Source organism: Paenarthrobacter sp. 4246 (assembly GCF_040546855.1).
In the GTDB taxonomy this organism is placed as follows: Bacteria; Actinomycetota; Actinomycetes; order Actinomycetales; family Micrococcaceae; genus Arthrobacter.
In genome coordinates this window covers 133900-152014 of record NZ_JBEPOP010000011.1, presented here as the reverse complement: position 1 = coordinate 152014, position 18115 = coordinate 133900, and the positions used below count along the sequence as shown (strand labels likewise).

The window sequence follows — 18115 nt, the reverse complement described above, 5'->3', positions numbered from 1 at the left end:
ACGTGCCATGAACAGCGGCCGGAAAAAGCAGGATCGAGATGAGGGCACAAACCCTGGCATGCGCCTCCAGGTCGGCCCACGGCTCGAGTCCGAGAGAAAGGGGCAGGAGTACCGACAACGTCGATAGCACCGCGCCCAACTGCAGGGATAGCAACCATCGAGCCCACACACTTGCAGGAGGGCGGACGCCGTCAGTCAACCCTGGAGACATAGGCATCAGACGCCGACGGAGAGATGCTCCGAAGAACGCTCTAAGCCGCTCCATCAGTCGTGGCAGTGTAGTCATCGAGCGCATCGTGTGTCCACTGCATGAGGGGCGATCGATGGCGCTTCAGACGAAATCCGCATTCTCTGCGGACCCGCTTCCAAGCCATCTTCTCGGCGGAAATGAGGACGTAGGGCAATCACCTGTGGCCGACAGCCCACTCTGCGCAACGTCGGCACGGTGTCGACGGTCACCATGGGGGCCTCCTGTTCCTGTGGCCGTTGCATCCAGTCTCTTCACGGCCTCATTCCCCGAAAAGGAAGCCATCAGCGCAGCAATGAGAGCCGACCGGTTTCAAATCCTACGGATGATGCCAGCCCGCCGTGGGCGGCAAGCGCTCCAATGCGTGCACCCTTTGATTCGTGACCGATCAATTCGTGCTGAATCCTGTCCACGCCCGACATTGGCGACAGCTTGCTGCCTTGGACCAGGGCTGGTTCCGATTGCCGCCGACAAAGTGGACGCGTGAGAAAAGGCACATGCGCTCGTTCGTAACTCTGCGACAGGCCTGAGCAACTGAGCGTCGGCTGGCGTTAACCAGGAAATCACGACGGCGGCGGGCCGGCCCGCCTGGGCAACCCACCGCCGTCGAACCTAACAGCGTTCTATTGGAAGTGCTATGAAGCTGATCCTGCTGCCGGGAAACGCTCCCACGCCCGGTGTGCAGAGAGCAATTCCCCAACCACCGGAATCACCGCATCCGGACCTTCACCACTGATGATTCCGGGGGCATCTTGAGGGACGCCGGCCGCGTCCAGAACTGCGGCACCTGGACCCCAAGCACCAATGGCTTTGCCATGACGGAAGGCTTCAGCGACCATAAGAACCACGCGCGGATCAAGGGTTGCCCCCGGTTCACCCGCTTTTGCGTCGCGGCCCGACATGGCATCGGGTGCTGGAGTGCCTCCGCCAGCCACAATGACTGCGTCGAATTCGGTGGAGCGCGCAGTGAGATAGCTCCTTTGAACAGTCACTGCGGCTCCCTCTCCCGCCTCAATAACGCCCCCGGACGGTGCAATGACCAGCGGGACCATGCCTGCCGCGTCAAGCTCCTCGCGTGCTGCCGCCACCAAGGACAGGTCGCTTTCACTGTCCGCGACGATGCCAACGACGCGGCCAGCAACAGGCCATTTCCCACCAATCTGGGACACAGCAGGGCTGGGCTCCACGTCCGGTGTGTCAACGGTGGCCGTAGGAGCGGGCATCCCGAGGCCCTTGGCGACGGCAGCGCAAAGTCCGGCGTCAATATTGGCCAGCGCCATGAGTTGCCGTTCCCGGATCGCCGCTTCATAGCACTTGCCAAGCTCAAATGTGTAGGCCTGAATCACATGGTCCTGCTCTACGGGAGTCAAGCTGCGGAAGAACAGCCGGGCTTGGCTGAAGTGGTCATCGAAGGACGCCGGGTTCCTCCGTTCCTTGATTCCTGCTGCAATTTCCTCAGGAACATCCACAAATGCACCCACGTCCTGCCCGGCCATGAAGGGGCAGCCACCATCAAGGGAATTCGGATGGTAAGGGGCCACTCCCCCATGCACGGCAGTCTGGTGCATCCCGTCCCGCAGCATGTCGTTGACCGGGGCGTGGGGACGATTGATGGGAATCTGGGCGAAGTTCGGTCCACCGAGCCGGGAAATCTGCGTGTCGAGGTAGGAGAACAACCGGACCTGCAGCAAAGGATCATTAGTAACATCGATGCCTGGGACGAGGTGTCCAGGGTGGAAAGCTACCTGCTCGGTCTCGGCAAAGTAGTTGGTCGGGTTGGCGTTCAGCGTCATCAGTCCGATTGGCTGAACCGGCGCCAGTTCCTCAGGGATGAACTTGGTGGGATCCAGAAGGTCGATTCCTTCGAACATTTGATCTTCAGTGTCCGGGAATGTCTGGATGCCAAGCTCCCACTCCGGGTACGCACCTGATTCGATCGCATCGGCCAGATCACGACGGTGGAAATCGGGATCCATGCCGTTAATAATCTGGGCCTCTTCCCACACCAGTGAGTGGACACCCAACTTTGGCTTCCAGTGGAATTTCACCAGAGTGGTCTTACCTGCAGCATCCACCAACCGGAAGGTGTGGACGCCGAATCCTTCCATGGTCCGGTAGGAACGGGGAATTCCGCGGTCGGACATATTCCACATCGTGTGGGCTTGCGCTTCGGTATGCAACGAAACGAAATCCCAAAATGTGTCGTGCGCACTCTGAGCCTGCGGGATTTCCCTGTCAGGGTGCGGCTTTCCCGCGTGGATGAGGTCCGGGAACTTGATGCCGTCCTGAATGAAGAAGACAGGGATGTTGTTTCCTACCAGGTCGTAGGTGCCCTCGTCCGTGTAGAACTTCGTGGAGAAGCCACGGGTGTCACGGACTGCATCAGCGGACCCCCTGGATCCCAAAACAGTGGAAAACCTCACGAATACCGGGGTTTCCACATCCGGAGCCAGGAACCCTGCTTTGGTGATTTTTGAAGCCGTGCCGTAGGAGCGAAAGGTTCCGTGCGCCCCGGCTCCTCTGGCGTGGACCACGCGTTCGGGAATTCTCTCGTGGTCAAAGTGCGTGATCTTCTCACGCAAGTGATGATCCTGCAGCAGAATGGGGCCCCGCGGCCCGGCCTTCAAGGAATGGTCTGTATCTCCGATCCTCAGACCTTGGGCCGTTGTCAGGTACTGGCCGGACTGGGCACGTGAGTTTGCGGGTGCGCCGGTGGGGCTCCCCGTGGGTGACACGGCCTCCGGCCCCTGCTGATCAGGCTTCGGCGGCAACGGCTCACGCGACGCTGTGGGCTCTTCTACGGCGGGCTGCTCAATCGACGGAGCCCCTGGAATCTTAATGTTGTCCTCAACTGGCACTGCGCGTTCTCCTCGATGTTGATCGGCAAATCGATTACTGCACTCAACCAAAAAGGTAAGCTTCCTTAGTACCCTAGGGGTCGGGAATCCCGCTTGCAACGTAAGTGTGGCCAAGTATCGCGACTACGGCTGGATATGGATGGTGGAATGCGTCAGGCTTGCAGCCGCCGAGAATGATTTCTTCTCCAGCCGATGGCGGTCTTCAACCACCTGGAAGGGTTTGGGCAAGGAGAAGTCGATTCGTCGAACTGGAGGGCAAACCAAGCACACGTACCTTGCTCCTGCTCAACGACGGAACATGCGGAGCGGAGGAAATCCGCGACGTCCTTCTCCTTGCCGTGTTTGGCCCTCAGGATCACCGACAATGCAACCTCAATCACGCTCCAGCACCCGGCCCGATCCCGAAGCTTCAAGTCAGCAACATGGTCTGGAATGCCCGCGGATCCGCGACATTCGGCTTGCTGCTGAAAGACGTTCTAACTGTCCGTTGCATCTGGGTTCCGGCGGGGACTGTGGTTCGTTTCGTAGTTTTGAAATACCTCTGAGGTTGTCAGGCCCGAGTGACCAAACTTCCCGCGAAGGACGTCGGCCAGGTCATCAAGGGCGGCATGCATCATCCGGCCGGCGAAGCGCAGGTCAGGGTTGGTTTGTTTCTGGGCTTCTGCGGCTACTTGTTGTGCATAAGTGATGGTGGCCGGCAGCGATCCCCGCTTCTGGGCTTCGTGAAAGTAGTACGTTTCGTTGAAGGCCAGCAGGTCCATGCTGACCGTGGCTACACTTCTGGCAAAAGATTCGAGCAGTGCAGCAGCATGTCCGGGTTCCAACGCGGATATCCCCTCCGAGCCGATTGCCGTTCGAAACAGATTCAGTTCGTGGGCAAGGGCCCGGCGACGGCTCAGTGCAGGATATGTTTGCAGAATCCAGGAGACCGTGGCGGTGAGCAGTCCAAAACCAGTCACTGCCTGGGCTGCCGTGACCAGGCGAAGCAAGGGCGCCGCTGGAACTATCTCTCCGTAGCCGACGGTAGACAGGCTGACCATCGAAATGTACAGGGCCTCTGTGATGTCTCCGCGGTCGGGGACGCCGTCTGCATAGACGAACCCGTCCGGCAGGTGTGGAAGATACACCAAGGCCCACCCGCTGACGGACAAGGACACCCATGCTCCGATCACTGCCGCCATTGCAACGGGGGCTGCTACAGGTGCTGAGCGGTCGTGGACCCGTCGGGACAACAACCACAATGCGCGCATAATCAGCTTGCATACTGGCCCCGCACCGTGAGGGTAGAGGAGTGTATGAAATACGTCGACGGCCATCAACAGGATCAGCGCCACACCGATGACTGTCAGCACAATATCTGAGAAGTCCATGGTCCACCTTACGGTCAGAGCTTGGGCATCGGTGGTCCAGCTATTTCGCTCTGCGGGATCTCAAGGTCGGGCTCGAGCTCAAACGCAAATTTGTGGCCGGTGACCTACGGCGGAAGTGGCCCTACTCGTGATCAGCATTGTGGACCGCTGAACCGATTCAGACACCGGCTTGGGGCTTCCGCCCACGTCTGCACGGTCGTAAGCTGTGCAATGGAGAGCCGGGAAGCCTGGTCGGCCCGTGGGGCATGTTGCCCGCGGAACGCCGTGGCGACCGCCTCGGTTGTTTTGGTGGACCGAGGAAGCGGTACGGCTATGACAACAACATCTACCCCTGTCATTGACACAAGGTCGCTCACCAAAAGATTCGGAATGACGGCCGCGCTTAACCGCTTGGACCTGTCTGTGCTACCGGGTGAGGTCCACGGATTCCTGGGCCCCAACGGGGCAGGGAAGTCCACTACCCTCCGCATCCTCTTGGGACTGATCCGGCCAACATCGGGCACGGCCCGAGTGTTCGGCATTGACCCGTGGACAGAACCTGCCCGTGCGCACCAGAACGTGGCATATGTGCCCGGTGATGTGACGCTCTGGCCCAACCTGACCGGCGGTGAAGTCATTGACCTTCTTACTGGCCTGCGCGGGGGCGCAGACGAAGGTTTGCGACGCCGGCTCATTGACGAGTTCGACTTCGATCCCCGCAAGAAGGCACGGACCTATTCCAAAGGCAACCGGCAGAAGGCGGCCCTGATAGCGGCTTTTTCCCGCCCTGCCATGCTCTACCTACTGGACGAACCAAGCTCTGGTCTGGATCCTGTGATGGACGCAGTGTTTCGCAGCCACGTCCGCAGAGTCACGACCGACGGTGCCAGTGTGCTGCTGTCCAGCCACATACTTGCCGAGGTGGAACAGCTGTGCGACAGGGTGACAATTATTCGCGCGGGGGCTGCCGTGGAATCGGGGACGCTGACCGAGCTTCGGCACCTCACCCGCACTCGCTTCCGTGTCTCGATGTCAGCGACACTTGAGAACCTGTCCAGTTGGCGGGGCATTCACGATCTCCGCGCTGAGGGTAATGTCATGGAATTCGACGTGGATGCAGCCGACCTGGGCGACGTCCTGAAGTCTTTGGCGACAGCAGGCGTCACGGGCATCACTGCTGCACCGCCATCCTTGGAGGAGCTGTTCATGCGCCACTACGGCGGGCAGGCCGACGGGTATCCCAGCCAGCCGAGCCAGGTGTTGTGATGCCAGCTGTTCTCCGCCTGGCGCTGCTCCAAGCGCGTCAGGACCGCGGAACGTTGGCGGGCTGGATCCTAGGCATCGCTGTGCTGGGCTATTCGGCCGCCATCGCCGTTACCACCCAGTTCGGCGGGGACAACGAGAGAGCTGCTCTCATTTCAGTGGCTGCGTCCAGCCCGGCCTTCCTCTTCCTACGGGGGTTGCCCGACGGCATCAGCTCCGGGGCTGTCACCTTTTTCCAAGGATATTCGTTCACAGCAGTGATGGCCGGGCTGATGAGCGCTTCGCTGATGATCCGGCACACCCGCGCGGATGAGGATCAAGGCCGGGCCGAGCTGGTTGGCTCCGCCCAAGTCACCAGGATTACATCCCTATACTCAACCCTGCTGCTCGGCACCTGCGCAAACGTCATCCTTGCCGGTGTCGTGGCCACCGGATTCATCATGGCCGGCCTCCCGCTAAGGGGATCGCTCTTGGCAGGGGTGGCCGTTGGCGCGGTGGGCCTATTCTTCGTGGCGACGGCCGCACTGATAGCACAGGTCATGCCATCGGCACGGAGTGCCAACGGGACAACTGTGGCGCTGGTGGGCGGCGCCTACCTGCTGAGGGGTACCGGAGACGCGCTTGGATCAGCCGACCTGTCACTGATGCATGTCGCGGCCGCCTGGCCCTCCTTGCTCTCACCCATCGGCTGGGGCCAGCGCATCCGGCCCTTTACCGAGATGGACACGCAACCAGTGCTGGTGATTGGAGCCGTCGCCCTGGTGCTGGCAGGAGTCGCCGTAGCGCTCCGTAATGGCAGAGACCTGGGCGCCAGCTACATCCCCGCGCATGAAATGGGCGCGCCTCGGGCGGGAGCGGGCATGGCGTCAATGCTGGGCCTGGCATGGCGGTTGCAGAGGGGAAGTACTGCCGGCTGGTCCATCACCGCCGTCGCGCTGGGAGCCGTGGCGGGCGGTTTGGGCCCGGTGGTCCGCGACGCATTGGAAGGAAACCCCTCCGTGGCGGAGCTTATGAACCGCATTGTTCCCGGAGACGCCGACATGGTTGACCTGTTCACTACCGCCATGTTGGGCATTGCCGGGGTCCTGGCAGCTGCCGCCGGGGTTGAGGCAGTGCTACGGCTACGGGCGGAAGAGGCAGAAGGCCGCGCCGAGCTGCTCCTGTCCGTGCCGGCGTCACGCTTCCGCTGGCTGGGCGGCGGTCTCGCCGTCGCAGTCATGACAACGATGGTTGTTGGCGTTGCAGCCGGAGCCTCGGCCGCCGTCGTGCTTGCCTGGGGGCAAGCAGGGGGCAGCAGTCCCGGAACGGTTTTTGCCGCCGCTGTGGCACACATCCCGGCAGCACTTGTCTTCCCTGCCATGACGGCTCTGGTGTTTGCCCTGGCACCGCGATGGAGCAGCCCTGTCGGCTGGAGCACCCTGGCCGTAGCGCTGGTGCTGGGCCAGTTCGGTGAACTCCTTGGACTTCCCGGTTGGCTGCAGGATCTCAGTCCTTTCCATCATTCCTCGGCGATGCCGGTGGAGCCGCTAAACTTCCAAGGGGCCGTGGCCATGACTGCCGTTGCCGCAGTCGTTGCTGGGATGGCGGCCTACCTGTTCCGGCGCCGCGACCTCACGGCCTAACCCGAGCGACGGGACGGCTCTGTGCTGCGAGCGAGGCCCTTAGCCAGTTGCGCTTCCCCCAGGCGTCGTCCACAATCGCGTTGTCCGGAGCCGACCCCGTGGACCGTCTTGCCGCGTCGGAGCCTCTCGTGTCGTGAGTAGGACTTTGGACTCTGCCCAGGGATGGGTAAGCCTGCGATTCTGCTGTTTGGGTAACGCAGGATTCCGTGGGTCAGAGGCGCGTTTCCTTCACTGGGAAGCTAGGAGCAAGGTCAAATGGAACAACTTATTCCGTGGCTGATATTCTGCATGGCCGTCTTGCTGTTGTGCCTTTTCAGGCCTGGCGCAGCCCGGATCTTCGTCGGAGTCTTCTTCATCATTATGGCCGTGGGCGTCAACACGGTTCTGAGTGTCACCGCTCCGGAGCAGCACCCGAAGAACATGTTGCATGTGTTGCGCCCGTCACAGCGCAGAACGGCCGCCAAGGGAGCGTTGACGTGAGGTCAGCCGGAAACAACCTCGTAGTGGCCCTTGAGAATGTCGGCGACACATCCTGGTGGGCGAGCATCCTCACCACTCTGGGATCCCAGTACGGAAACACCCAGCAAAGGTTCGTGGGCCAAGTCGATGGAAAGGTCCGCTACAAGAGCCCCACATTTCCGGCGGCACGGTCGGTCACCCCCGCCTCACCAGAGGAAGCTTGGGCTCCGGGTATGACCGCCGCACTGGCCGAATTACAGCGGGATCTAATTAGGGACGGCTGGGTACAAGTTTCTCAAACCAGTGCTTCCGGGTGGCCCGTCTACAAGCGCAAATGATCCTTCGTTTGGTCAACTCCGCTCACGATCGGGCTGGCGCCTGACGAGCAGGAGTGCAGATGGAGTAACGGCGTGGTGCTGCCATAGCCGTTTCCGACCAGGGGATTCCTGGCAGTGCAACGATCGGAAGGTCCTGAATCATGAATTTCCCGCTTTCCAGCAAACCCTTTTCACGGGTACTGGTTGTCCTGCTGATCTTCAATGCCGTGTCGTCATTCGGCGGCGCCATCATGGCCATTTTCTTCAACGGAGCTGGCATGCCGCTGGAAGTGCTTGCCGGTTCATGGTTTCAGTCGTTTCTGGTGCTGGGTCTCATTTTGGGAGTCATCCTCGGCGGCACCCACGTACTTGCCGCGTTCGCGTTGCTGAGACGGCGTCGGTGGGCTTTGCTGGCATCCGCGGTTGCCGGCTTCGCGATGCTCATCTGGAATTTCACTGAGCTGGCCATCATCGGATACTCATGGCTGCAAAGCGTGTACTTCGGGTTGGGCATCGTGGAGCTGGTGCTCGTTCTCGCCCTGCTTGGTATCGCCCCGGCAGTAGTTTCACCCTGGCACGCCTCGCTGGAACGACCTGCAAATCAACACATGGCAAGCAGCCGGGAACGCGGGCTGAGCCTGAACCCGCCTCCCGGCCTCGTCCAACGGGACCGGGCGACATGAGTGAAAAGGTGATCAGTGAAGAGCCGGAGACGCAGGGTTTCGACAGACTGCCGGCACTGTGGGTGCGCCTGTCGGCTGCGGCCGCCGTCCTCGCGGCCGCAGGCAGCGTTATCGGGTTACTTGTACCGAACGTGATTTACGGCCGGGAAACACCGGTCCTGTTCAATGCCGGGATCGCTCAAGACCTTGTAAACCTTTTCATCGTCGCACCGCTAATGTTGATTCTCGCTATTCGCGCATCCCGGGGCTCGCTGCGGTCCGGGCTTTGCTTGGTCGGTTTCCTAGCGTTCACCGCCTACAACTACGCGATCTACACATTTTCCGTTCACTTCGGGCCACTGTTCCTGCTCTGGGTAGCCGTACTGGGGCTGTCCGTTTTCGCTGCCGCAGGCAGCCTGGCAGGGCTCCTCCGGCCCGGCTCGGGAGCAGCATCCGTGCGTCAGCACGTGGGCCTGCCCGCTTGGTTCCTTATAGCGCTGGGGGTGATGTTCGCCGTGTTGTGGCTCAGCCAAATCGTTCCGGATCTACTGGCGGGCAGACCATCAACCAGCGCTGCGCTCTGGGACGTTCCGACCGACCCCGTCCACGTTCTTGACCTTGCCCTATACATCCCGGCCATCTGCGCCAGCGGCGTCCTGCTTCTACGCCACCATAGGATCGGCTATGCCTCCGCCCCGGGCTCGCTGATCTTCCTCAGTCTGACCTGCCTGCCGATTCTAGTCATTCCCTTCGTAACACATGCCCGCGGCGAGATAGTTAATTGGACCATCCTCGTGCCAATAGGCCTCCTCGCCGCCGCCACGCTTGCCGTGCTGTGGCGGCTGCTCCAAACCATGAGGCCCCGTTCCGTCGCCGCAGACAATCAGCCCGGGTGACCTTCCAACCGCTTGCGGCGAAACTTCCCGCCACCAGCCCCTTAACCTACAGGGCACCCATAGACTCAGCCTCACCTCCGCCGTCGCTGAAGTTCAGGAGGTCCTATGCGGCTCTCGGACTAAGGCTGGTCACCACCCGTATGGCGAGGAATCCCGTCACCGTCTTCTAAGCCGGAAAGCCGCCGCGGCTGCAGTAGAAGCACCCGTAGCTCCTGCAGCAGTTCCAACTGGTGGTTGTTGATGGCCATCAGCCGATCGATCTCCGTCTTGGCCTGCACGTCTGTGTCGTAGTCGTGCTGGGCCATGGCTGCGGCTATGGCGTCCTGCCTCTTGGCGGCGATGAGCAATATTGCGCCTTGGAGGCCTGCCAACATGGACAGGAAAAGATTCAACAGGATGAACGGGTAAGGGTCCCACGCATCCTCAGCCAGCAGGTATGAATTGACTGCGGCCCAGACCACCATCACCAGGACGAAACATCCAACAAAGATCCAGCTGCCCATGCCGTTGCGGAGGTAGTCGGCTGCCCGCTCTCCCCTGCTTAGACTGGCTTGGTGCTGACCATGCCAAGTACTTTCTCGCTCACTCATGGGCACAGACTATGAACACCGGACCGGCGTTGGAAGCCTACTGCCGTTGCGTCCACACCCAGTCCCTGATTTCGGGAAGGTCTTCGAAGTGCTCGCGGATGTAGCGCGAATGGGCATCCAGCTGGGTCCTGCAGTGTTCCAGGAGTTGGTCCGCCCCCGCAAATTGGCCGCTTGCCCGGCGTAACGCTTCCATCACCAAGTGGTAACGGCTGACCCTATTCAGAACCACCATGTCGAACGGTGTGGTGGTGGTGCCTTGCTCGTTGTAGCCACGGACATGGAACCGCTCGGGATGTGGGCGGCCGTGCAGGAGTTGGTGCAGTGCCCTCGCGTATCCGTGCCAGGCCATCACCACATCCACGTCAGCAGTGAAGAGTTCTTCGAACTTGTCACCATCAAGCCCATGTGGATGCGTCTCTGGAGGTGGCAACACCATGGCATCCATGACGTTGACTACCCGGACGCACAAGTCCGGGACGTACTTCCTAAGCAGCCACGCGGCCGCCAATGTCTCCTGCGTAGGAACATCTCCGGCACATGCAAGGACAATGTCCGGCCCCTTGCCGGCCGGAGATCCGGGCGTTTCACTTCCGGCCCAGTCCCATCTGGCTGCGCCCGCAGCCGCATGCTTCCGGGCCTCTTCGAGCGTCAAGTATTGAGGATGTTCCTGCTTATCGATCACGACCAGATTTACGTAGTCCTTGCTATTGAGCATGTGTTCCGCGGTGACAAGGAGAGTGTTTGCATCGGGAGGGAAGTAGACACGGATGACGGTGCTGGACAGTGATAGAACCGTATCGATGAGTCCAGGGCCTTGATGGCTGAAACCGTTGTGATCGTTACGCCAACAGGTAGAGGTCAACAGGATGTTCAGGCTCGGAACCGGATGGCGCCATGCCAGGTCCCTGGAATGTTGAAGCCATTTGGCGTGCTGAATGGTCATGGAAGCACTCACCATCGCAAACGCCTCATAGCTCGCGAACAAGCCGTGGCGGCCCGTCAGCACGTATCCTTCCAGCCACCCTTGGCACAAGTGTTCGGACAGGACTTCCATCACGCGTCCGCTGGCAGAAACGTGATCGTCGGCAAGCCCGGCATCCTTGTTCGCAGCTGGTTCGAGGAGACACCTGTCGGTCGCTTCAAAGACGGCGCCGAGCCTGTTGCTGTTGGTTTCGTCGGGGCAAAAGAGTCGGAACCTGGGGTCACCGGCCGTATCGACGTAGATATCCCGCAGCATCTCCCCCAGTGGTTTAGTGCTCCCGTACATCACGGCACCACGGGGAACAGCGTCTATGGCATAGCGGCCAAGGTCCGGTATCACAAGATCCCGGCTTCCACCCCCTCGGCTGGCGGGAAGCGCCCCCATGCGTCGGTCGCCGTCCGGGGCCAGCGCAGTCAGCTCAGCGGTGAGCCGTCCGTCTGCGTCAAACAATTCTTCAGGCCGGTAGGAACGCATCCACAATTCAAGTTGTTTTAGGTGGTCGGGGTTTTCCCTGACTGCGGCCAGTGGGACTTGGTGGGAGCGGTGGGTTCCTTCTACGGGCTTTCCGTCCACTGTCACCGGCCCTGTCCATCCTTTAGGGGTACGCAGGATGATGGCCGGCCATCGTGCGGGCCCCGTGACTCCCTCTGTGCGGGCGTGGGACTGGATGGCCCGGATCGATGCGTAGGCTGAATCCAGAGCTGACGCCAGAGCGGGGTGGACAAGGGCGGGATCGTCGCCGGAGACAATCACGGGATCCCAGCCGTGCGCTTCCAGTAGCGACGCAACGGCCGTGTTCGAGCGCCTGCCCAGGACGGTGGGGCCGGAGATCTTATGACCGTTCAGATGAAGGATGGGAAGTACGGCCCCATCCCTGAGCGGGTTGATGAACGAGGGCGCCTTCCAAGAACCTTCGAGTGGACCGGTTTCGGCCTCACCATCACCGACTACGCAGGCTACGATCAGGTCCGGGTTGTCCATGGCCGCGCCTGTGGCATGCATCAGCGAGTAGCCCAGTTCGCCGCCTTCATGGATGGAGCCAGGCGTGGCAGGGCCGACGTGGCTGGCGATGCCTCCCGGCGTCGAAAACTGCCGGATCAGTCTCCGAAGCCCTTTCAGGTCTTTGCCAACAGCGGGGTAAACCTCGGAGTAGCTGCCCTCCAGATAGGTATTGGCAACGACGGCGGGACCTCCGTGGCCGGGACCGGCCACGAACAGGACTTCCGAACCCGTGCGACGGATAAGGCGGTTGAGGTGTGCATAGATCAGGGACAACCCGGGGCTTGTGCCCCAATGACCTAAAAGCCTTGGTTTGATGTGCTCCACTTGCAACGGCTCTCTAAGCAGGGGGTTCTCCTGCAAATAGATCTGGGCAACTGTCAGATAGTTGGCCGCGGACCAATACCGGTGCAGGAGGTCAAAATTCTCGACTTCCGGCTCAGCGTCGATAGCGGTGGCGTTCTCGTCCAGGCTCATGTTGCGATCAACCTTCGTTAGGGGCAGCGAGCAAAGCCGCCGTCGATTCTGCAATGGCGCGTTCTTCGTCGCTGGGCACTACCAGCACGGGAAATGCGGAGTCCTTGGTGCTGATTATGCGGGCGCCTTCCTGGACGGCCATATTGAGGCGCTCATTAAGGCCGAGCGCCAGTGGTCCCAGCCAGGCGACCACCTTGTCCCTGAACAGCGCAGAGTTCTCACCCACGCCGCCGGTGAACACCAGAGCGTCAGGCCGGCCGACCACCATGGAGTAGGCCGCGATGTACTTGGCGAGACGGTAGGCAGCCATGTCCAATGCGAGGATCGCAGCAGGTTCTCCTCGGAGAGCAGCGGCGCCAATCTCACGCATGTCGGCGGTGCCGGCCAGCGCCAACAAGCCCGAGCGGTGATTGAGGATGTCATCAACTTCTTCCGCAGTTGCACCGCCGTGCTGCAGCAACAAGACGATGGAAGGATCCAGATCCCCCGATCGTGTGCCCATGACCAGGCCTTCCAAGGGCGTCATGCCCATGGAGGTGTCCACACTGAGCCCATTTCTGACGGCGGTGACGGAGGCGCCGTTGCCAACATGCGCCACGATCGCATTCAACGACGACACGTCGAGAAACTGTGCTGCGTCACGGCAGGCCATCTCCACCGAGATTCCATGGAAACCGTAGCGCCGCACGGGATAGTCCAGGTAAGCGTCCTCTGGAATGGCGTATCGGGCAGCGAAGACCGGGATGGAGCGATGGAACGCTGTGTCAAAGACGGCCACTTGTGGGAGGCCCGGCCAACATTTGCCAGCGGCGTCAATGCAGGCAACACTGGCCGGGTTATGTAGGGGGGCCAAGGGACTTAGTCCTTCAATGTCCGCTATGACATCCTCCGTGATACGTACCGGGGTGCTGAACCGCTGACCTCCGTGGACTACGCGGTGTCCAATCGCCTCCGGGTGCAAGGATCCGAGGCTCTTAGTGTTCTGGACTATCTCTTCAAAGGCAGCTTGCAAACTGCCGGGTGTGGAGCGTTCTTGCGGTGGCCAGTTAACCTGTCCGGAGGCCAGGATGCCCGCGGCCGGATTCGTAGCTGCTGTGTCTCGCAGGTGGTACTTCAGCGATGAGGACCCGGGGTTCAGCACAAGGACACGCATGTTCTCCTCTCGCTTCTGTTGGCAAGCTACGATCGATGGTTCTGCTGTGGACCCTAACGCACTGCGCCGCTCAGTGGGAGGGCCTTCCGGCCCTTGCGACGGCGGCTCATCCCACCGATAGTGGAGACCACCACCGTTGGCCATTCGAAGGGAACGTCGGTTTTCGTGAAGAAACAGATCCTCGTTGCCCTTGACGGTTCCCGGGCGGGCGGTCATGTGGCCGATTGGGCCGCTGCCCGCGCGGACGCCCTTGGCCTTGGCTTGGACCTGGTCCATGTGGTTCCCGGGAAATGGGCCTACCCTGGGGAGAACGACCAACAGTTGGCGGTAAGCCGCGCTGACGACTTGCTCAACAGCGAAGCGCGACGGCTCGCGGCAGCCTTTCCCACGCTGCGTATTGCCACGAAACGTCTGTCCGGCGAACCTGCCGAAACAATCGCTTCCATGTCACCGGGCTACCTGATGGTGGTGGTGGGCGCCGACCGCGGACCCGGCACGGAGGGGCAAGGATACGGTTCGGTCAGCTTCCAAGTGGCTATGACCAGCGGTTGCGACGTCGCCGTCGTACCGGGGCTTCCACCTGAAAAGCGTTCCGGTGTAGTGGTTGGCGTTGACGGCTCAGCTGAGTCGGTCGAGGCCCTGGATCACGGGGCCAGGGAGGCTCAACGTTTGGATGATGAATTGATCGTTGTCCATGCAGCAGGTTCTGCCGCCCACCTTGCCGAAGGCGGGGATGTCCTCAGCACGGCCGTCCAGCGGATCAACCAAAAGTTCCCGGCCGTCGTCGTGAAGGAAATCCTTGATAAGACCCATGACCCCGGAGAAGCGCTGAAAGCTGCTGCAAGAGAAGCGCAGCTGCTGGTAATGGGCTGCAAAGGGCGTGGAGGTCTGAGCGTACTGCTGGGGTCAGTGGCCCAGCATGTGCTCCTGCATGCGCGGTGCCCCACCATCCTGACCCGGCCCCATCGAGAGGTGCCGGGCGGCAATTACTGAGATCCGTCGTCGTCCCTGTCAGAAGCTTCCCCTTCAGAAGCCGCTGGATCCAGCGGCGGCCACCACTTGGACGGCGGGCTGATAACGAACCGCCGTCCGCTGATTTCCGTGGGCGTTATCCTCACCAAAATGTCCTTTGTGCCGGGCTGCCAAGGTGATAGGCCAGCATCCACCGCTTCCTGGATGTCTTCGGGCTGCGTGACGAATTCCGGCGTCCCCTTGAGGATAACGCTCCATGCGATGGTTCCATACCGGTTGAATCCATCGGCTTCCAGAACTACCACCGCCCCCTCACGAAGAGCATTGTGCTTCGTCCCGGGTCCGGTCCTGAAGAGAAGCGTTCCGAAATTGGGCACGTAGTTCACTGGAAAGATCTCAGGCTCGTCGCCGTTGATGAGGGCGATCCTGCCAATGGACACCGATTGAAGGTATTTCCAGCAGTCGTGGACACTGAGGTCTTTAACGTCTTGGTCCCTCGATGTGTTCTCCATGGGGCCGAGCCTATCCTTCCCGGCAACGCACTTATAGGGCAGAAGGTCCTTCCCTTAACCATGCCCTTCGGCCCTAGACGCACATAGTCCCCTGGTGGAGTCTTTCAACGAACAGGCATCCCGCATTGGAGAAATGATGTCCCTTGGGAGGAAATCCCCTGCGCCGCTGCCCGAAGCGCCAAGCGCCGAGGGACTGAGTTCGCGTGCCGCCAGTGAATTGCTGCAAAGCGCCGGACCAAACGTACTGCCCACCGCCAAGAGGGTCCCCCAATGGCGGAAGCTGCTTGGTGAACTGACACACTTCTTTGCCGTGATGCTGTGGGTTGCAGCGGGGCTCGCCTACGTGGCAGGGATGCCACAACTGGGCATAGCAATCATCATCGTGGTGATCGTCAACGGCGTTTTCGCCCATGTTCAGCAGGAACGCGCCCAACACGCTGCCGAACGGTTGCAGGGGCTGCTTCCCGCGGAAGTCACTGTCCGGCGGGATGGGCGGCTTCAGAACGTGCATGCGAGTGCTTTGGTACCAGGTGATGTTGTGGTCCTGACTGCGGGCGACCGCTTGCCGGCAGACGTGCAGTTCATCTCGGCGTCAGCGTGCAGCGTCGATGAATCCATGCTCACCGGTGAGAGCGAGGCCGTACCCAAAACTGCGACGGCCATAGCGTGGGGCGGCACGTTCCTGGTCAATGGCGAAGCGGAAGGGCTGGTGACCGCCACTGGGGCCAACACCAGGCTGGCGGCCATCGCAGCGCTGACCAGCGGCACCAAATCTCCGCCAACTCCCTTGACAATGGAACTTCGCAGAATAGTTCGGCTGGTGGCCACAGTGGCGCTCGCGGTCGCCGGACTGTTCTTCGTGGTCTCCGTCCTTGTCGGAATTGTGTGGCGTGACTCCTTCCTGTTTGCCATTGGGGTTGCGGTTGCGCTGATCCCCGAGGGACTACTGCCAACGGTTACCTTGTCCCTCGCCATGGGCGCACAGCGGATGGCGTCGAGAAACGCACTCGTCCGCAACCTCGAAGCAGTGGAGACACTTGGCTCGACCACCTTCATTTGCACCGATAAGACCGGAACGCTGACGCAAAACCGGATGAACGCCGTCGAGGTCTTTACGTTGGAAGGGCCGCTGTTTATCAAGGGTGACGGATACGCGCCCGAGGCCCAGGTGGAAGGCCCGGGGCTGCCGGCCGCAATCAGGGTGGCCTGTGCGGCCCGGGCCGCTTCGCAGGGGCGCGCAGTGCTCCACGGCGAAGAATGGGTGGCAAGCGGGGATCCCATGGAAGCAGCGATCGACACTTTGGCACGACGCGTTGTGGGGAGCGCACCAGAGGATCTCCAGCCATCGGTACGGTTTGCCTTCGACGCCGACCGTCGAAGAGAGTCTGTGATTGTGGGCAACACGCTATACCTGAAGGGAGCCCCGGAATCCGTCCTTCCCCTCTGCGGAGTCGAAGCGGCTCAACTGTCCGAAGAAGTAGAAACCATGGCTGCCAAAGGCCTGCGCGTCATTGCCGTCGCCACAAGGGAACTGCCTGGAGCAGCCGGCGGTTGGCACAACCGGCCGGCGGACGAGGCTGAGCGGGACCTCGAGGGAATAGGCCTCATCGGCCTCCATGACCCACCCCGGCCGGACGTCGCCGATGTCATCAAGACTGCCAGGGGTGCGGGAATCCGTATTGCAATGATCACAGGCGACCACCCCTCAACAGCAGCAGCAATTGCACGGGAAATCGGACTGCTGGGGCACCCGGACTTGGTCTTTCAGGGTGCAGACCTCCCCCACGATGAACAGGTCCTCGGGGCTCTCCTGGACCGCGATGGAGTGGTGGTGAGCCGGGTAACCCCCGAACAGAAACTGAGGGTGGCCAAAGCCTTGCAAAGCCGTGGGCACGTTGTGGCCATGACCGGCGACGGCGTCAACGACGGTCCCGCCTTACGTCAAGCTGATATCGGCGTGGCCATGGGACTCAGCGGAACCGATGTAGCCCGTGAGGCCGCAGACCTTGTGCTCCTGGACGACCATTTCGCCACCATCGTCGCCGCAATAGAACAAGGCCGGGCCACCTACTCGAATATTCACCGGTTCCTCACCTATCACCTGACTGACAATGTCGCTGAACTAACGCCCTTCGTGATCTGGGCACTTTCCGGTGGTCAATTCCCTTTGGCCCTCGGCGTCCTCCAGATACTCGCCTTGGACATTGGAACCGATCTGCTTCCCGCCTTGGCCCTCGGGGCGGAACCACCAGGTAAACGCGTGTTGGGCAGGCCTCCCGAAAAGCGACATCTCCTGGATCGACAACTCATGCTGAGGGTGTTTGCGGTGATGGGTCCAACGGAGGCGTTGTTCGCCATGGGCGCCTTTTCTGTGGTTCTCTTCGGCAGCGGTTGGAGTCGTGGGGATCCGTTGGACCCGGACGTCCTGATGAGCGCGTCGGGGTCTGCGTTCACGGCAGTAGTCCTTGGCCAATTGGCAACCGCCTTCGCATGCCGCAGTGCTACAGCTCCTGCGTGGAAGCAGGGATGGTTCACCAACCGTCTCCTGTTGTGGGCTGTAGCGGTGGAACTGGCGGCCTTGGCGCTGTTCCTCTACGCACCTCCCGTGGCGGGGATTCTCGGGCAGGCGCCGCCTCCCCTCTCCGGGTACGCGGTTGCGCTCCTGGCGATACCCGGCGTGCTGGGCGCCGACTGGCTCTACAAACGGCTGCGTGGGTCCGCGCCTCTCCGGTGATCTTGACCGCCAAACCCGTGCCC

The 18115-nt window shown here is 61.3% G+C and carries 13 protein-coding genes; 7 read left to right on the top strand and 6 right to left on the bottom strand.

The annotated features are described in order from the left end of the window. Positions 1-882 precede the first annotated feature (882 nt). Both ABIE35_RS18975 and ABIE35_RS18970 read right to left on the bottom strand, forming a co-directional pair. Positions 883-3105: a catalase gene (locus ABIE35_RS18975; protein ID WP_354517334.1), complete on the bottom strand. Its 2223-nt coding sequence runs from the start codon at positions 3103-3105 to the stop codon at positions 883-885. Between the two features lie 476 nt (positions 3106-3581). Continuing rightward, positions 3582-4475 carry a potassium channel family protein gene (locus tag ABIE35_RS18970; protein WP_354517333.1) on the bottom strand — a complete coding sequence of 298 codons (894 nt, stop codon included), beginning with the start codon at positions 4473-4475 and terminating at the stop codon, positions 3582-3584. 369 nt (positions 4476-4844) lie between these two features. Here ABIE35_RS18970 and ABIE35_RS18965 point away from each other — a divergent pair, with 369 nt between their 5' ends. From ABIE35_RS18965 to ABIE35_RS18945, 5 genes are all read left to right on the top strand, one after another. Next, positions 4845-5720, top strand: a complete 876-nt coding sequence (locus tag ABIE35_RS18965; protein ID WP_354517331.1) for an ABC transporter ATP-binding protein — start codon at positions 4845-4847, stop codon at positions 5718-5720. Continuing rightward, complete coding sequence (locus ABIE35_RS18960) at positions 5720-7339, top strand: ABC transporter permease (RefSeq protein ID WP_354517330.1); 1620 nt, start codon at positions 5720-5722, stop codon at positions 7337-7339. The genes ABIE35_RS18965 and ABIE35_RS18960 overlap by 1 nt, the downstream gene beginning before the upstream one ends. 255 nt (positions 7340-7594) lie before the next feature. Continuing rightward, on the top strand, positions 7595-7819 hold the full coding sequence (locus tag ABIE35_RS18955; RefSeq protein WP_354517328.1) for a hypothetical protein: 225 nt from the start codon (positions 7595-7597) through the stop codon (positions 7817-7819). 457 nt (positions 7820-8276) lie between these two features. Beyond that, positions 8277-8798, top strand: a complete 522-nt coding sequence (locus ABIE35_RS18950; protein ID WP_354517326.1) for a hypothetical protein — start codon at positions 8277-8279, stop codon at positions 8796-8798. Further along, entirely contained in the window at positions 8795-9673 is an 879-nt protein-coding gene (locus tag ABIE35_RS18945; RefSeq protein ID WP_354517324.1) for a hypothetical protein, read from the top strand. Before ABIE35_RS18950 ends, ABIE35_RS18945 begins: the two co-directional genes overlap by 4 nt. A gap of 119 nt (positions 9674-9792) precedes the next feature. Here the strand turns inward: ABIE35_RS18945 and ABIE35_RS18940 are convergent, their stop codons facing one another. Genes ABIE35_RS18940 through ABIE35_RS18930 form a run of 3 tightly spaced genes read right to left on the bottom strand, consistent with a single transcriptional unit; the run spans position 9793 to position 13874 of the window. After that, positions 9793-10263 carry a DUF1003 domain-containing protein gene (locus tag ABIE35_RS18940; RefSeq protein WP_354517323.1) on the bottom strand — a complete coding sequence of 157 codons (471 nt, stop codon included), beginning with the start codon at positions 10261-10263 and terminating at the stop codon, positions 9793-9795. 37 nt (positions 10264-10300) lie between these two features. Beyond that, positions 10301-12721 carry a phosphoketolase family protein gene (locus tag ABIE35_RS18935; RefSeq protein WP_354517321.1) on the bottom strand — a complete coding sequence of 807 codons (2421 nt, stop codon included), beginning with the start codon at positions 12719-12721 and terminating at the stop codon, positions 10301-10303. 7 nt (positions 12722-12728) lie between these two features. Next, entirely contained in the window at positions 12729-13874 is a 1146-nt protein-coding gene (locus tag ABIE35_RS18930) for an acetate/propionate family kinase (RefSeq protein ID WP_354517319.1), read from the bottom strand. Positions 13875-14039: 165 nt separating this feature from the next. Between ABIE35_RS18930 and ABIE35_RS18925 the strand changes: the two genes are divergently transcribed. Then, positions 14040-14867 (top strand): universal stress protein, encoded by an 828-nt coding sequence (locus tag ABIE35_RS18925; RefSeq protein WP_354517318.1) that lies wholly within the window; start codon positions 14040-14042, stop codon positions 14865-14867. On the opposite strand, the gene ABIE35_RS18920 is transcribed toward ABIE35_RS18925, so the two are convergent. Next, positions 14861-15358 carry a pyridoxamine 5'-phosphate oxidase family protein gene (locus tag ABIE35_RS18920; protein WP_354517317.1) on the bottom strand — a complete coding sequence of 166 codons (498 nt, stop codon included), beginning with the start codon at positions 15356-15358 and terminating at the stop codon, positions 14861-14863. The genes ABIE35_RS18925 and ABIE35_RS18920 overlap by 7 nt on opposite strands. Positions 15359-15494: 136 nt before the next feature. On the opposite strand from ABIE35_RS18920, the gene ABIE35_RS18915 reads away from it, so the two are divergent. Next, positions 15495-18092, top strand: a complete 2598-nt coding sequence (locus tag ABIE35_RS18915) for a cation-translocating P-type ATPase (RefSeq protein WP_354517386.1) — start codon at positions 15495-15497, stop codon at positions 18090-18092. Positions 18093-18115: the final 23 nt, after the last annotated feature.

What these genes read in the sequence shown, in the direction of transcription:
- ABIE35_RS18970 (WP_354517333.1), bottom strand. Translation starts at nt 4,475, where the DNA reads ATGGACTTCTCAGATATTGTGCTGACAGTCATCGGTGTGGCGCTGATC.
- ABIE35_RS18965 (WP_354517331.1), top strand. Translation starts at nt 4,845, where the DNA reads ATGACGGCCGCGCTTAACCGCTTGGACCTGTCTGTGCTACCGGGTGAG.
- ABIE35_RS18960 (WP_354517330.1), top strand. Translation starts at nt 5,720, where the DNA reads ATGCCAGCTGTTCTCCGCCTGGCGCTGCTCCAAGCGCGTCAGGACCGC.
- ABIE35_RS18955 (WP_354517328.1), top strand. Translation starts at nt 7,595, where the DNA reads ATGGAACAACTTATTCCGTGGCTGATATTCTGCATGGCCGTCTTGCTG.
- ABIE35_RS18950 (WP_354517326.1), top strand. Translation starts at nt 8,277, where the DNA reads ATGAATTTCCCGCTTTCCAGCAAACCCTTTTCACGGGTACTGGTTGTC.
- ABIE35_RS18945 (WP_354517324.1), top strand. Translation starts at nt 8,795, where the DNA reads ATGAGTGAAAAGGTGATCAGTGAAGAGCCGGAGACGCAGGGTTTCGAC.
- ABIE35_RS18940 (WP_354517323.1), bottom strand. Translation starts at nt 10,263, where the DNA reads ATGAGTGAGCGAGAAAGTACTTGGCATGGTCAGCACCAAGCCAGTCTA.
- ABIE35_RS18935 (WP_354517321.1), bottom strand. Translation starts at nt 12,721, where the DNA reads ATGAGCCTGGACGAGAACGCCACCGCTATCGACGCTGAGCCGGAAGTC.
- ABIE35_RS18930 (WP_354517319.1), bottom strand. Translation starts at nt 13,874, where the DNA reads ATGCGTGTCCTTGTGCTGAACCCCGGGTCCTCATCGCTGAAGTACCAC.
- ABIE35_RS18920 (WP_354517317.1), bottom strand. Translation starts at nt 15,358, where the DNA reads ATGGAGAACACATCGAGGGACCAAGACGTTAAAGACCTCAGTGTCCAC.
- ABIE35_RS18915 (WP_354517386.1), top strand. Translation starts at nt 15,495, where the DNA reads ATGTCCCTTGGGAGGAAATCCCCTGCGCCGCTGCCCGAAGCGCCAAGC.